Source organism: Exiguobacterium sp. J17977 (assembly GCF_018616375.1).
In the GTDB taxonomy this organism is placed as follows: Bacteria; Bacillota; Bacilli; order Exiguobacteriales; family Exiguobacteriaceae; genus Exiguobacterium; species Exiguobacterium mexicanum.
Window position 1 is genome coordinate 88,357 of record NZ_JAEQBB010000001.1, and the last position, 14,923, is coordinate 103,279.

Below are 14,923 nucleotides of genomic sequence, written 5' to 3' on the forward strand. Positions count from 1 at the left end.
GCGTCTATTAAGGTGGTGAATCGAAATGGCATCATTACGTGAGATCCAGATGCGGATCACCTCGACCCAAAGCACGAAGCAAATCACGAAAGCGATGAACATGGTGTCGGCCTCGAAATTGAACCGCGCTCAAGGGAGCAACGCCAACTTCAAGCCGTACATGACCAAGTTGCAGGAAGTCATCTCGTCGATTGCCGGCGGTACTTCAGGCGCAACACACCCGATGCTTCAAGTCCGTCCCGTCAAACGGACCGGCTATATCGTCATCACGTCAGACCGCGGACTTGCTGGTGGATACAACGCCAGCGTCCTTCGTGACGTGTATCGCGAGTTGAAAGCCAAACACGATTCAACAGACGAGTATCGTCTGTACGTGATCGGGAAGGTCGGCGTTCAGTTCTTCAAGGCCCGTAACATTCCGGTGTACAGTGCCATGACAGGACTCAACGACCAGCCATCATTCGTTGAAGTCGCAGAGATCGTCAAACAGACGGTCGGCGCGTTCAGTGAAGGCGAGATTGATGAATTGAAGCTCTGCTACAACTCATTCATCTCTGTCATCAGCCAAGAAGTGAAGATTGATCGATTGCTTCCGCTTGGGAATATCGAACAGACCGCATCCAATGTGATGTATGAATACGAACCAGAAGAAGAAACGATCTTAGCAGCGCTTCTCCCGCGTTACGCGGAAGGACTCATCTACGGCGCGCTCCTCGATGCGAAAGTATCGGAGCACGCGGCTCGGATGACGGCGATGTCGAACGCGACAGACAACGCGGATGAACTCATCCGTGGACTCAAGCTCAAGTTCAACCGCGCGCGTCAAGCGGCGATCACACAAGAAATCACAGAGATTGTCGGAGGTGCGGCTGCGCTTGAATAAGCGCACGCCCTCTAGATTGTAGGAGGCTAACACGATGAACGAATACGGCATGAAAGGCCGCGTAGTCGCAGTCATGGGCCCAGTTATCGACGTTAAGTTTGACAACCACTTACCGAACATCTATAACGCCCTTAAAGTCACACACGTGGCTGCATCGGCGCAAGATGTCAGTGTCGACTTGACGCTCGAAGTGGCGATCCACCTTGGCGATGACACGGTCCGTACGATTGCGATGGACTCAACAGACGGCGTTCGCCGCGGCATGGAAGTACTTGACTTAGGTTCACCGATTTCAGTACCAGTCGGAGAAGAGACGCTCGGTCGTGTCTTCAACGTACTCGGTAACCCGATTGACGATAAAGAAGTGTCACCGACTGTCCGTCGGTCACCGATTCACCGTCAAGCACCGACGTTCGATGAGTTGTCGACAAAAGTTGAAATCTTGGAAACAGGAATCAAAGTCGTCGACCTTCTCGCACCATACATCAAAGGTGGTAAAATCGGCCTCTTCGGTGGTGCCGGTGTAGGTAAAACCGTTCTCATCCAGGAACTCATCAACAACATCGCGCAAGAGCACAGCGGGATTTCTGTATTCGCAGGAGTCGGTGAGCGTACGCGTGAAGGAAATGACTTGTTCCACGAGATGACGGACTCAGGCGTTATCAAGCAAACGGCGATGGTCTTCGGTCAGATGAACGAGCCGCCGGGCGCGCGTCTCCGCGTAGCCTTGACGGGTCTCACAATGGCAGAATACTTCCGCGATGAGCAAGGACAAGACGTTCTTCTCTTCGTCGATAACATCTTCCGTTTCACACAGGCAGGTTCGGAAGTTTCGGCCCTTCTCGGTCGGATGCCATCTGCTGTAGGTTACCAGCCAACACTCGCAACGGAAATGGGTATGCTTCAAGAGCGGATCACGTCAACAGCTAAAGGATCGGTCACATCGATTCAAGCGGTTTACGTACCAGCCGATGACTATACTGACCCGGCTCCAGCGACAACGTTCGCTCACCTTGATGCAACGACGAACTTGGAGCGTCGTCTTTCGGAGATGGGGATTTACCCAGCCGTTGACCCGCTCGCATCGACTTCACGTGCCCTCTCGCCTGACATCGTCGGACCAGAGCACTACGAAGTAGCCCGTAACGTCCAGCAGACGCTTCAACGTTACAAAGAGCTTCAAGATATCATCGCAATCCTCGGTATGGACGAGTTGTCTGAAGACGATAAGCTCACGGTTCACCGTGCCCGTCGTATTCAGTTCTTCTTGTCACAAAACTTCCACGTGGCTGAGCAGTTCACAGGCCAAAAAGGTTCGTACGTACCAGTTAAAGAGACAGTTCGCGGCTTCAAAGAGATCCTCGATGGTAAACACGATGATCTTCCAGAAGATGCATTCCGTCTCGTTGGTCCAATCGAAGACGTCATCGAAAAAGCGAAGACGTTGGTCTAAGACCTACACGGAAGGGGGAAACTAGACGATGAATACTCTTCACGTCAACGTCGTCACCCCGGATGGTGCAGCCTATGAGGGCGAGGCACGGATGGTGATTGCCAAATCGGTGACCGGTGAACTCGGTATCTTACCGAAACACATCCCGATGGTGACACCACTCGATATCTCAGTTCTCAAACTGCGCCACGAAGATGGTGGACGCACGCTGATCGCACTCAGCGGCGGTTTCATGGAAGTTCGTCCCGACACGGTGACGATCTTAGCTGAAACAGCCGAAATGGCGGATAAAATCGACTACGACCGTGCTTCTGCGGCTAAAGTTCGTGCCGAGCGTCGTCTTCAAGACACGAAGCTCTCGGATCTCGAATTCCGTCGTGCCGAGCTCGCGCTCAAAAAAGCGATTAACCGCTTGAGCATTCGCGATATCAAAGAATGACCAACAGCCTTTCCCGCATTTGCGGGGAAGGCTTTTTCTGTGACATTAGACCGAATCAATCACGTTCCTTCATTATATATGGGTCTAAAGCATCAAAAGTTTTACGCCCAAATAGTGGAAGATAGGCGCACCTTATCCGATAATATAGATGGGAACTACGGTAAAGGAGACAATGGGATGAAAGTTTATGTTGCGCGCCAACCGATCTTTGATCAAAAACTACGCATCTGTGGCTATGAACTGTTATATCGCCGCAGTGAGAAAAATATATTTGAACACGTCGATGATTCGCTCGCGACCGCTGACGTGATTCATAACGCCTATCTCGTGTTCAACTTTCGTGAGTTGACGGAAGGGACGAGGGCGTTCATCAACTTTCCACAAAACTTGATTGAGAGTGAGGTCCCGGCGTTATTGCCGCGGCAGACGCTCGTCGTCGAGGTGCTCGAACACGTCGAACCGACGGAGAAGGTGCTGGCGGCCCTGCGCTCGTTGCGTCGGAAAGGCTACACGATCGCCCTCGATGACTTCGTGTTCGAAGAGAAATATCGACCGCTCATCGGACTCGCCGACATCATTAAAATCGACTATCAGGCGACGCCGGTCGACCAACAGAAGCGTTTAATCGACGCGCTCGGGCACCGGGTCGAGTTTTTAGCCGAAAAGATTGAGACACCGGCCGAGTATGAGATTGCGAAGAAGCTCGGCTATCACATGTTCCAAGGATACTTCTTTAGCCGGCCGACGGTCGTCCACGGCGCCGAGGTCCATCCGCTCCGCCATACACTTACAGAAGTGTTGAAAGAGCTCGATCGACCGGAACCAGACTTCCGTCGCATCGCCAGCCAAATCGAACGCAGTGTCGATTTGTCATATAAGATGCTGCGCTCGGTCAATACGGTGTATCAAAAGGGACGTCACACGATTCAATCGATCGAACAGGCCGTCGCGCGTATCGGGCTCGATGAGATGCGGCGTTGGTCGTATTTGATGCTGTTGCGTGAGCTGCAGACGTCCGAATCGAAAGAATTGATTAAACAGAGCGTCATCCGTGGCAAGATGATGGAACTGATTGCGGCTGATACGCTGCCACACGTGGCGGCGTTCGACGCGTTCATCACGGGCATCTTTTCGTCGCTCGACGTCATCCTGGATGAGACGATGCAGACGCTCGTGTCGGAGCTTCCGGTCGAACCGATCGTCAAGGCGGCTCTCCTCGGGGACGACAACGAATTGCGCGGGTTACTTGAGACCGTTCTCGCCTATGAGCAATTAACGGTCGACGTCGATGAGACGATGCCAGACTTGTCTCGTTATTATGTCGAGGCTATCCGTTGGAGCCAAACTTATGATGCTGAAGTGAATAATGTTTGAAATGTTGAAGGGACGTCAATTACTGTACTAAGGCCATGCGCCGATTGACGTTCCTTTTGTATGCGGTTTTTGGAGAGAAAGCGAGTTGATCGGATGAACCCATTCAACCACTCACTTGAACGCTAAGTCTTTTTTTCTCTGACGTGACATGCTATGATTAAAAATGGTACGAATTTTTGAAAAGAGGGGAATCGTCGATGCTGAACACCGTATTATCGCTCGTCATCTACGTCGTAGCGATCTACGTCGCTTGGTGGGCGCTCATGCCGGTCAAATGGGACCGTTTGCTCAATCAAGTGAGGAGTCCGCAAGCTGCTGTCTTGCGTGTCCTCGTGGCCGTCGTCTTCGGTTCACTGATCGCCCAGTTCTTTTTGGAGTATATCCGATTGGCACAGGCACTCGCACCATTACAGTAGGCAGGGAAATGATTACTAAACTGTAATCCTGCTGTAACGTATCGTATATGTTTATCGTGATAGGATAAATTCGTCTGACATGACGATATTTTTCATCAGAATTTTATGGTTGCTTTTATTATTATTTTTCTCTCTGATGAAGCGTCACGTAATACAAACCATCATAGTAATCGACACAACCACATCCGGTAACGGATATCGACGTATAAAACAAAAAATCAACGAAGTTGGAGGACAAAGAGAGATATGAAGGATTTGATTGTAGTCCGTGGAGGACGTAAATTGTCAGGTACTGTGCGTGTTGAAGGAGCTAAAAACGCCGTACTCAAAACATTGGTTGCCACTCTTTTAGCAGGTGAAGGAAAGTCGGTACTTCAAAACGTGCCGCGCCTCGCTGATGTGTACACGATTAACAAAGTGCTTCGTCACCTCGGTGCAGAGGTTGCATTTGACGAAGCGAGCAATGAAGTCACTGTCGATGCGTCGGGCACAATCAAAGACGAGGCGCCACTTGAGTACGTCCGTAAGATGCGTGCTTCAATCCTCGTCATGGGTCCTCTTCTCGCTCGCCTTGGGCACGCACGAGTTGCGATGCCGGGCGGTTGCTCAATCGGCTCACGTCCGATTGACCTTCACTTAAAAGGGTTCGAAGCAATGGGTGCAAAGACGGTCATCGGCAACGGTTTCGTTGAAGCTTCGGTTGACGGTCGCTTGAAAGGTGCGAAAATCTACTTGGACTTCCCATCTGTCGGCGCGACAGAGAACATCATGATGGCTGCTGTCCTTGCGGAAGGCACGACGATCATCGAGAACGTCGCCAAAGAGCCTGAAATTGTTGACCTTGCCAATTTCTTGAACGGTATGGGCGCACACGTGCGCGGTGCCGGTACAGAAACGATTCGCATCGAAGGTGTCGATAAGCTTCACGGCGCTGAGCATTCAATCATTCCTGACCGCATTGAAGCAGGTACGTTCCTCGTCGCTGGAGCCATCACAGGCGGCGACATCGAAGTCATCGGTGCTGAGCGCGAGCACCTTCGTCCGCTCATCTCGAAGATGGAAGAAATGGGCGTCAAGTTCGAGGATACAGCAGAAGGCATGCGTGTCATGGCACCGGATGAGTTGAAGCCGGTCGACGTGAAGACAATGCCACACCCTGGTTTCCCGACTGACATCCAAGCTCAAATGATGGCACTCGTCTTGAAAGCTGGCGGTACATCGGTCATCACAGAAACAGTGTTTGAGAATCGCTTCATGCACGTGGAAGAGTTCCGCCGCATGAACGCAGACATTAAAATCGAAGGCCGTTCGGCCATCATCAAAGGTGGCGTTCGCCTCCAAGGTGCTGAAGTCGTCTCGACTGACCTTCGTGCTGGTGCTGCCCTTGTCCTCGCTGGACTCATCGCGGACGAAGAGACACGCGTTGGTGATCTCTACCACATCGACCGTGGGTACGTCGACTTCCACAAGAAATTGCAAGCTCTCGGTGCTGACATCGAGCGCATCCAAGGGAACGTCGAAGTTGCCGAAGAAATGGTTAAGAACTAATCAATAGACTCATAGGAGCGAGGAGAGACTCTTCTCGCTCTTTTCAATGAAGTAATGAACGGAGGAACCTACACACCATGTTTTCAAAAGATATCGGGATTGATTTAGGAACAGCAAACGTCGTCATCCACGTCAAAGGTCGAGGCATCGTCCTCGATGAGCCATCGGTCGTTGCCATCAAGCGTTCGACAGGGAAAGTACTCGCTGTCGGGACGGAAGCTTACGAAATGGTTGGACGTACACCAGGTGACATCGTCGCCATCCGTCCACTCCGTGACGGCGTTATCGCCGACTTCGCGACAACTGAAGAGATGCTTCGTCACTTTGTCGAGAAGATTCAGGTCCGCGGTTTCTTTGGCGGCATCCGCATGCTCATCTGTACGCCGGCGAACGTGACGCCGGTCGAAGCGAAAGCCATCCGTGAAGCGGCCGAGAAGGCCGGCGCAAAAGAGGTCTTCCTCGCCGTAGAACCGAAAGCAGCAGCCGTCGGTTCGGGCATGGACATCTGGAAGCCGGTCGGTCATATGATCGTCGATATCGGTGGCGGAACGACAGACGTTGCCATCCTCTCGATGGGTGACATCGTCTGCGGCGAAACGATTAAAATCGCCGGAGACCGTTTCGACACGGACATCCTCCGCGCCATCAAAGACAAGCATAAGCTTGTCATCGGTGAGCGGACAGCCGAACAAATCAAGAAAGAGATTGCGACGGTCTTCCCAGGCGGTCGTAACGAGACGATGGATATCCGAGGTCGTGACATGGTGCGTGGGCTTCCACGTACGGTAACCATCACATCGGAAGAACTCCGTGAAGCGATGGCCGAATCGGCGAATGAGATCGTCGAAGCGACGAAGCGCGTCCTTGAACAGACGCCTCCGGAACTTGCGGCCGATATTATCGACCGCGGCATCATCATGACAGGTGGCGGCTCGCTCCTCCACGGCATCGATCAGCTCGTCGCCGAGCGTGTCGGTTTGCCGGTCATGATCGCCGAAGAGCCGACGCTCAGCGTCGCGCACGGCACGGGCATCATGCTCGAGCACCTGGATCGTTTGAAGTAATCTCCTCCACAGGTACGACGTCTACATGCGTCGTGCCTTTTTTGCGTTCAGGACTGTCCGAATTCCCTGGAAATGGATAGACTAAAGAGGGAGGAATGCAGATGAATCCATTGATTGAGCGATTGACTGCGAAAGGGGTCGTGGTCACAGAGTTTGAAGGCCGTGGCCAAGAAGCGCGTCAGACGTGGGGGGCGCACTTCATCCGACCGAAACAGCGGACACGACGTTCCCCTTACCTGTGGGAAGACATCGTGACAGGGACTGATGGCTGTCTCGTCGGCACAGTTGCTGACCATGCGTTCGAACGGGCCGGGAAGTGGAAAGCGATCCTCTTTTTTCAACACTCGGACGATGTGCTCGAGCTCGACTTGACGCAAGCAAAACCACTCACTAAGAGAGACTTGATTGTTGAGACCATGGACTATGCGGATGTCTATATCGTCGACCCAACTTACACGTGGACGTATGTCATTCCGCACGAAGCAGACTGGGGACCATACTTTCTCTCCAAATTTGGGACTAAAGGGGATCATTAAATGGCACGACCACTCACACTCATTACCGGCGTCAGCCGGACACAAGGCATCGGGGCGGCCGTCGCGCGAAAACTCGCTACGTCAGGCTATGACTTGTATATCACGCACTGGAGCCCGTTTGACGGCACGGAAGGTGTCGGGGCGGAACCGGAATTCATCGACGGCTTCGTCGACGAATTACGGACATCAGGAGCCCGTGTGGCCCATGAGGCGTACGATTTGTCGTCTGGAGACGTAGAGGGGCTGCTCAACCGCGTCGAAGCGGCGCTCGGTACGCCGAGCCGTCTGATTAACAATGCGACGTATGAGCGGCACGTGAGCGTCGATACGTTCACGACCGAGACACTCCGCCGGCATTATCTCGTCAATAACGAAGGGACGCTTGGTCTGACGTTTGCCTTCATCGAGCGATACAAACGAGCGGGGCATACGGACGGACGAATTTTATTCATGGTATCTGGCGGTGCGGATGCATCCAACTTGGCTTATATCGCCTCAAAAGGTATGCTGATTGCCATCACGCCGGCACTCGCCAACGGGGCCGGGCAGTACGGGATTTCTGTGAACGCGCTCGACCCGGGCCCGACCGATTCGGGTTGGATTGATGACGCGCTTCGCGAACAGCTCGAGCCGCTGTTCCCGCATGGGCGCGTCGGCACGCCTGAGGACACGGCCCGCTATATCGCCTTCCTCATGGGGCCGGACGGGGCATGGGTCAACGGCCAACATCTTCATGTCGACGGTGGCTTCGTCGGACGCTGAAAAGAGCTTCTCCCTTGAATTGGGAGAAGCTCTTTTCAATGCCATGTATAGTCTTTGTCGACAAAGAGTCGAGTGGACAATTCCGTTTGCGGGAACGGCTTTTCTTTTGCATCTAACCAGTCATGGTAATCGCAAAGACAGGCGTCATCCAAATGGAGCGAGTAGCCGTTGTTAATCGTCTGAACCGTGATGCTCAAATCATACTCGGCGAGCGTCTTTTTCAACCGATAGATGAGGTTATAGACGTTATGGAGCGCCCGCTGCGGCTCGTCGATATCTGGATAAAGCGTCTCGGCAATGAGCCATTTGTTGACGACTTTATCGCGGTGGAAAATCAAGTAGGCGAACAGTTCCTCGGTTTTTTGCGTCGGCCATTTGACGAGGTCGCCGTCTTGTGTCTTGACTGAGAAGTGGTCAAGACATTGAATCGTACACGTCCGGTGATGATCGGTCGATAGTGTCTCCGCGTATCGCTTCGAGACGCGCGGGATCAGGTCGTGAATCATCTGTTCGGTGATTGGTTTAAGCAGGTAGTGTGTCGCTTGTAAGTTGAACGCTTCGACCGCATATTGGCTGTGTGCCGTCGTAAAGACGACTTGCGTTGTTTCGGGTAAACGTTTGGCGAAATCAAGGCCGCTCATCTGTGGCATCTCGATATCGAGAAACACGAGGTCGACTTCCTGGTTTGCTAAAAAATCAAGCGCTTGGAACGGATCGTGGAACGAGCCCATCCATTTTAAGTTCGGTTCGGCTTGGATGAGGCGTTCCATCATCCTCAAAATATGGTGTTCATCTTCAATCAAAATCGTGCGCATGTTGCGAATTCATCCTTTCTCGTTTTGGAAGTCGAATATGCACATGCGTACCGACCCCAGGCTCAGAATTTAATTTAAACGTGGCACCTGGCAAGAAACCGATCCGATTTCTGACATTCGGGATACCGATTCCATTTGATTGTTTCAAATGCGGCGTTGGATCGAAACCGATGCCGTTGTCGGCAATCCGGATATCGATTGAATCGTCCGATGCCTGGACCGATAACATGAGCCGTTTCACACCTTCTTGTTTCATCAACCCGTGTTGAACCGCGTTCTCGACGAGCGGTTGCAATAAGAGCGGTGGGATTGAAGCGTTGAGCACAGATTCATCGATATCCTTCGTGATGGTGAAGGCGTCATTGAAACGAGTTTGCTCGATCATTAGGTACGAATCGATGACCTCAAGTTCTTGACCAAGTGAAATGTCATTCTCAGTGCGGCCGTTCTCAAAGATGAAGCGGACGTATGTGCTCAAGTGACTGAGTAACCGTGCTGCCTCGGTCGGTGCCGTATAGCAGAGCGCGATGACGTTCCCAAACGTGTTGTATAGGAAGTGTGGTTTGATTTGGGCGTTGAAAAATGAGATTTCACTTTGATTGGCGAATGTTTGAACTTCACGCTTTTGTCGCTTATCGGTCGATAAGTGTATCGGAAGTAACGTGAACATGAGCAAGAAATAAATGAGTGACATGACACTCGTATACAGTTCCTGATTCGGGTGATCAATCAAGGCGTTCAACAACTGCCCGATGTACCCGATAATGAGTGCCACCGTGAAAACTAAAAATTCAAACGGATAGCCGTTATCTTTCCGCTCGAACAACCAGTTGATATTCAGACCGGTCCAAAAGAACGTGATGAACAGCACGTAAAGCCATGCAAACTGGTCAAACGTGGTATGTGCATTGTAAGGTAGCACCAAGGCAATCAGGCTAAGTGCATAAAACGGATACGCCACGTACGTCAAAAAGCGACGGAATGGGACGCGTTCGAGCTTGAGCGCAAAGTTAATGAGCATGGCAATGCTTAAGAGCGCTGTAATCAAATTCAATTTATGGGCAAAGACATAAGTCATCAGTGGGATAAGTTCGAAGACAATCATTTGATCGCTCGTCAACAGTGAAATACTGACAAGGAAAAAGAAAGCGGCTCCATACAAATAAAGCGCTTCTTTGCGATGAAATAGCCAAACGATCGCATAGAACGAGAAAATAAGTAGCGAGATGAGGACGATGACAAACTCATAACTGAAATATTTATTATGGTACGTCATCATATTGCTCGTCGGTCCGATGAGCAAACTGTCGGAAACGCCAGTTGCGAGCTCCTCCGTCTCGGCTGTTTGAATCGTCAAACGAAACGTCGGGGTATGCGTATCCAGGAGAACGAGGTAAGCATGCCGAGGGTCTTCAACTGTCGATGCGTAGACGGGCGAGACGTTTTTTCCATCAATGAGGAGATTGACATGTGGGTGGTTACGCGGGACGCGTAGTGCATATTGTCCCGGAGGTAGGCTAATGTCAGCCTCATAGGTCGCCGTTTTGTGTGGCGTCATATGCGGAACGCTTCGATAGGATTCACGGTCTACTTGATCGAGAAAGCTCGATTGGAAGCGCCATGTCCCATCCAGACGCATGATGTGTTCGGTCACGCGGGAATCGGTCAAATCGGCCGTTCCTTGTGTGACGGTGACTGCGTCGTCGATGGTTTGTCCTCGTGTCAAGGCGAGCCCGCCTGCGAGTGCAAAGACAATCATCAATACGACCAGCCCAATCGATTTAGGGGTCATCTGCATATTCCCTTCGTGATTTGTGAGTTTCTTGTGAGAAACGGACGATATACTGACACTAGTCGTTCACTTTTAGAAGTGACCAATGTTTTCTTATCGTACACGAAACTGACTTTTTTGAATAGCCGAACATACTGAAATGACAATCTGATTACTCACCAATATGAAAGAAGGCAACATATGAAACGCTGGATTGAACAACGAATTAGCCGCCAAGTGCTCACCGTGTTTTACGTATTGATCGCGTTAATCACGTTGACGTCACTCGGCACATATTTTTATACCCAGCAGGCAATCCGAGACACGACAGTCGAACTCGAGCGCATCAGTGAGCAGCGGGCCCGGGCGACCGACTTGTTCGAGACGTGGCAGTCGATGCAGTACGAGATGCGCGGTCACGTCTTGCTAGGGGAAGATGCATTGCTGGCTGAAGTCAAACGAGCCCAAACTCGCATCGACGACCAAACGAGCTGGTTCGAACAGAACGCAGAGACGAAAGAAGAGACGACCTTCGCGGAAGATGCGCGTCTTTTGTTCACCATCTATACGACACGGGTCATGCCCGGCCTCGAGCGTTATGTCGTCGCTAAATCGAATGGTGAGGTGGACGAGCCGTTCTTACAGATGGCGACCGTTGGCCAGCTTATGCCGAAAAACGCGTCATCAAATCAAACGCGATTCAAATTTAATTCGAATAGTGCGGCCGACATGAGTGCGAGTATCGTTGATATGGAATCGGTGTTCACAGACTATCGCTCTGAGCTCGACTTTCAAGAGACGGGACTGCGTGAGCAGTTATCGGAACAACTCGCAAAAGCCCAGTGGATGTGGCTACTCATTCTACTTGGCGCCTTATTCATCCTGTTCGTCAGCTTACAGCCTTATATTGTGCGGTTGACGAAACAGCTTGAGGCGCTCATCACGAACAGTGAGCGGCTTGCCGTTGACCCGCACGCCACGCTGATTCCGATTGAGCCAATGAAAAACGAGGTCGGCCAACTGTCGAAGTCATTCACGGAGATGTCGAGCTCGTTGATTCATCAACATGATGAACTTGAGCGTGAGCGCGAAAAGACGGCCCGCATTCTTCATACGATGCGCGACGCGATTGTCTTCGTCGAGGTGGACACGAATCAACGCTTTGGAAACGAGGCGCTGTTTGATTTGTATGACCAACCGTTCCCGTTTGGGGACCGCCAAAGCTTATATCCGATTGACGCGTTCTACAAACCGTTTATGGATCAAATCGATGACCAGGACGGACTCAATCGCTTCACGCATCGTGCCAAAAATTGCGGAATATTCGATGAAACGTTTACGTATTCGATGCAAGGGGGAAGACGTATCATACGGATGTACGCCGAACCGATTGAACTGCAGGACGAACGTTTCGGCGTGATGTTTGTGTCGCGGGACATTACGAAAGAGATTGAGATTGACCGGTTGAAGACGGAACTCGTTGCGACGGTGTCTCACGAACTTCGGACCCCGCTCACATCCATTCTTGGCTTTACCGAACTGCTTGAACATCGACACGTCGACGAAGAGAAGCGGAAACGCTACTTGAGTATGATTCATAGCGAGACGACCCGGCTCGAGCGGCTCGTCAGCAACTTGCTCGACGTACAGAAGATGGAAGCTGGTAAAACGGAGCAAGACTTTAAAGTCGAGAGTTTGTTCGAAATGTTGTCCGATATTCTTGAGATTCATGCCGGTTCGACCGAGTTGCATGCGTTCCATTTTGATTGCGATGAAACGATTCGTGTTTCCGGAGACCCGGCGCAACTGCGTCAGGTGTTCTCGAACATCTTGAATAACGCCATTAAGTATTCACCCGACGGCGGCAATATCGCCGTGAACGTCTCGTGTGATGACGATGTCATCCGGATCGCCATCGAAGACGAAGGCATGGGTGTGGCACCCGCAGATGCCGAACGATTGTTTGAGAAGTTCTACCGTGTCCAGAACGAGCAGAGTCGCAATATTGGAGGCACCGGCCTTGGACTTGCGATCTGTAAGGAAATCATCGAATCGCACGGCGGAACGATCAGCGTCAGTTCTGAACTTGGGAATGGGACGACCATGACGGTCGAACTCCCGATTGTCGATTGACGAAAACCACTTCATCGCGGAGTGGTTTTTTAGTTTTTTTCAAAAAACGGTGAATGAAACGTTCCTTTGGTACGATATAGAAAGTGAAGACTTTGAACGATGAAAGGAAGACGAACCATGCTACGCGGATTATATACGGCGGCGGGCGCGATGAACGCGCTCCAACGTCAACAAGAGATTTTGAGCAATAACCTCGGTAACGTCCGGACACCTGGATTCAAGGCATCGAACGGCGTCGTCCGCTCGTTCCCAGAAATGTTGCTCGCCCAAGTGAGCCATCCAGGGAATTCGGGGTCACGCGTCCAAGGCGAGGTCGGTACGTTGTCGACGGGCGTATATCTGCAAGAGACGATGCCGCGTTTCTCGACGGGCAGCATCTCGGAGACGGGCAGCCCGACCGACGTATATATGAAAGTGCCGGCTGACGCGACGGGTGCGGCGATGTTCGCCGTCGAACAGAACGGTGAGACGCTCTATACGACGAACGGACGCTTTGCAGTCGATGAAGAGCGCTTCCTGCGCTCAGCGGATGGCGGCTACATCCTCTCAGACGCCGGCGAACGGATTCAATTGCCGTCGAGTGAGTTCACGTTGTCAGGCGACGGTCAAATCACGTCGCTCGGTCAGAACGTGGCGACGCTCGGTACCGCCCAAATCGATGACTTGGCGACACTCGAGCAAGTCGGGAACGACTATCGGGTCAATGGAGACGCTCCGCCTGCTGCGAACGTTTTGTTCCAGCAAGGGTTCATTGAAGAGGCGAACGTCGATCTCGATCGGACGATGGCCGACTTGATGACGACGTACCGTCAGTTCGAGGCGAACCAAAAAGTTGTCCAAGCATATGACAAGAGTGCCGAGCGGGCCATTGAAATCGCTCGGATTCGTTAAGGAGGAAGCTTATGCAATCGATTTATAACTCGGTCTCTTCGCTCACGCAGCTTCAGCGCCAGCTCGATGTGACCGGTCACAACATCGCCAACGTCGACACGGCCGGCTATAAGCGGGAACAGACTCACTTCGCCTCGCTCTTGTCTCAGGCGTATGATAATCAACCTCGCGCCGAACTCGAGGTCGGGCGCGATACGCCGAATGGGATTCGGATCGGCGTTGGCGGTCACGTCGCCGATATTAGCCAACAGTTCAATATCGGCCAGATTCGCAAGACGGACCGTGGCCTTGATGTGTTCTTAAAAGCGAGCCGTCAGTTCTTCGCCGTCGAGACGGAGAACGGTGTCGGATTGACTCGGAGTGGGAACATGCAGCTCTCGGTCGGTGACACGACGACGCTCGTCGACGTGAACGGCAACGCCCTCCTCGGTGCGGACGGCAACCCGATCACTATGCCGAACGAGGCGACGGCGCATCGCGTCCGTCAAGACGGCACGGTCGTCGCCAGCGTGAACGGGATCGAGCAAGAGTTCGGCCGTCTCGATATCGTCGAGGTGCGTAACACGTCGGCGCTCCGTCCGCTCGGTGACAACGTCTATGCGGCTGATTTGGGGGCGGACGTCGACCGTCCGCTCGGCAATCTGTTGATGGAAGGCACGCTCGAGTCGTCGAACGTCGATTTGACGAAAGAGATGACCGATATGACGATCACGCAACGTGCGTATCAGATGAATTCACGAGCGTTGTCGATGAGCGACCAGATGATGGGACTCGTCACATCACTGCGTTAATCACGGACCGCTCTTCTTCGGAAGGGCGGTTTTTGCGTTACACTGAA

The 14,923-nt window shown here is 52.2% G+C and carries 14 protein-coding genes; 12 read left to right on the top strand and 2 right to left on the bottom strand.

The genetic code is table 11. The features are described 5' to 3' along the window. The first annotated feature begins 25 nt into the window (after positions 1-25). From atpG to KNO58_RS00505, 9 genes are all read left to right on the top strand, one after another. Positions 26-883 (top strand): ATP synthase F1 subunit gamma, encoded by an 858-nt coding sequence (gene atpG, locus KNO58_RS00465; RefSeq protein ID WP_214719348.1) that lies wholly within the window; start codon positions 26-28, stop codon positions 881-883. Positions 884-917: 34 nt separating this feature from the next. Next, the gene (atpD, locus tag KNO58_RS00470; protein WP_285222543.1) at positions 918-2,336 is read left to right on the top strand and encodes a F0F1 ATP synthase subunit beta; all 1,419 of its coding nucleotides are present in this window, start codon (positions 918-920) and stop codon (positions 2,334-2,336) included. Positions 2,337-2,364: 28 nt separating this feature from the next. Next, the gene (locus tag KNO58_RS00475; protein ID WP_128123479.1) at positions 2,365-2,775 is read left to right on the top strand and encodes a F0F1 ATP synthase subunit epsilon; all 411 of its coding nucleotides are present in this window, start codon (positions 2,365-2,367) and stop codon (positions 2,773-2,775) included. A 177-nt stretch (positions 2,776-2,952) separates the two neighbouring features. Further along, positions 2,953-4,149, top strand: a complete 1,197-nt coding sequence (locus KNO58_RS00480) for an EAL and HDOD domain-containing protein (protein WP_251026002.1) — start codon at positions 2,953-2,955, stop codon at positions 4,147-4,149. Positions 4,150-4,346: 197 nt separating this feature from the next. Next, positions 4,347-4,565, top strand: coding sequence for a DUF1146 family protein (locus KNO58_RS00485; RefSeq protein WP_021066143.1), 219 nt, complete (start codon positions 4,347-4,349; stop codon positions 4,563-4,565). A gap of 246 nt (positions 4,566-4,811) precedes the next feature. Beyond that, positions 4,812-6,113, top strand: a complete 1,302-nt coding sequence (gene murA, locus KNO58_RS00490; protein WP_214719350.1) for a UDP-N-acetylglucosamine 1-carboxyvinyltransferase — start codon at positions 4,812-4,814, stop codon at positions 6,111-6,113. A 77-nt stretch (positions 6,114-6,190) separates the two neighbouring features. Beyond that, positions 6,191-7,177: a rod shape-determining protein gene (gene mreB / locus KNO58_RS00495; protein WP_214751084.1), complete on the top strand. Its 987-nt coding sequence runs from the start codon at positions 6,191-6,193 to the stop codon at positions 7,175-7,177. 101 nt (positions 7,178-7,278) lie between these two features. Next, positions 7,279-7,713: a DUF4275 family protein gene (locus KNO58_RS00500; RefSeq protein WP_214751086.1), complete on the top strand. Its 435-nt coding sequence runs from the start codon at positions 7,279-7,281 to the stop codon at positions 7,711-7,713. Beyond that, positions 7,714-8,475 carry an SDR family oxidoreductase gene (locus KNO58_RS00505; RefSeq protein WP_214751088.1) on the top strand — a complete coding sequence of 254 codons (762 nt, stop codon included), beginning with the start codon at positions 7,714-7,716 and terminating at the stop codon, positions 8,473-8,475. A 35-nt stretch (positions 8,476-8,510) separates the two neighbouring features. On the opposite strand, the gene KNO58_RS00510 is transcribed toward KNO58_RS00505, so the two are convergent. Further along, positions 8,511-9,290 (bottom strand): response regulator, encoded by a 780-nt coding sequence (locus tag KNO58_RS00510; protein WP_214751090.1) that lies wholly within the window; start codon positions 9,288-9,290, stop codon positions 8,511-8,513. Continuing rightward, positions 9,271-11,082 carry a sensor histidine kinase gene (locus KNO58_RS00515; protein WP_214751092.1) on the bottom strand — a complete coding sequence of 604 codons (1,812 nt, stop codon included), beginning with the start codon at positions 11,080-11,082 and terminating at the stop codon, positions 9,271-9,273. The genes KNO58_RS00510 and KNO58_RS00515 overlap by 20 nt, the downstream gene beginning before the upstream one ends. Before the next feature lie 180 nt (positions 11,083-11,262). Between KNO58_RS00515 and KNO58_RS00520 the strand changes: the two genes are divergently transcribed. The 3 genes from KNO58_RS00520 to KNO58_RS00530 all read left to right on the top strand — a co-directional run bounded on the left by KNO58_RS00520 (position 11,263) and on the right by KNO58_RS00530 (position 14,876). Continuing rightward, on the top strand, positions 11,263-13,194 hold the full coding sequence (locus KNO58_RS00520; RefSeq protein WP_214751094.1) for a sensor histidine kinase: 1,932 nt from the start codon (positions 11,263-11,265) through the stop codon (positions 13,192-13,194). Positions 13,195-13,311: 117 nt separating this feature from the next. Further along, positions 13,312-14,085 carry a flagellar hook-basal body protein gene (locus KNO58_RS00525; protein ID WP_214751096.1) on the top strand — a complete coding sequence of 258 codons (774 nt, stop codon included), beginning with the start codon at positions 13,312-13,314 and terminating at the stop codon, positions 14,083-14,085. 11 nt (positions 14,086-14,096) lie between these two features. Beyond that, positions 14,097-14,876 carry a flagellar hook-basal body protein gene (locus KNO58_RS00530; protein ID WP_214751098.1) on the top strand — a complete coding sequence of 260 codons (780 nt, stop codon included), beginning with the start codon at positions 14,097-14,099 and terminating at the stop codon, positions 14,874-14,876. Positions 14,877-14,923: the final 47 nt, after the last annotated feature.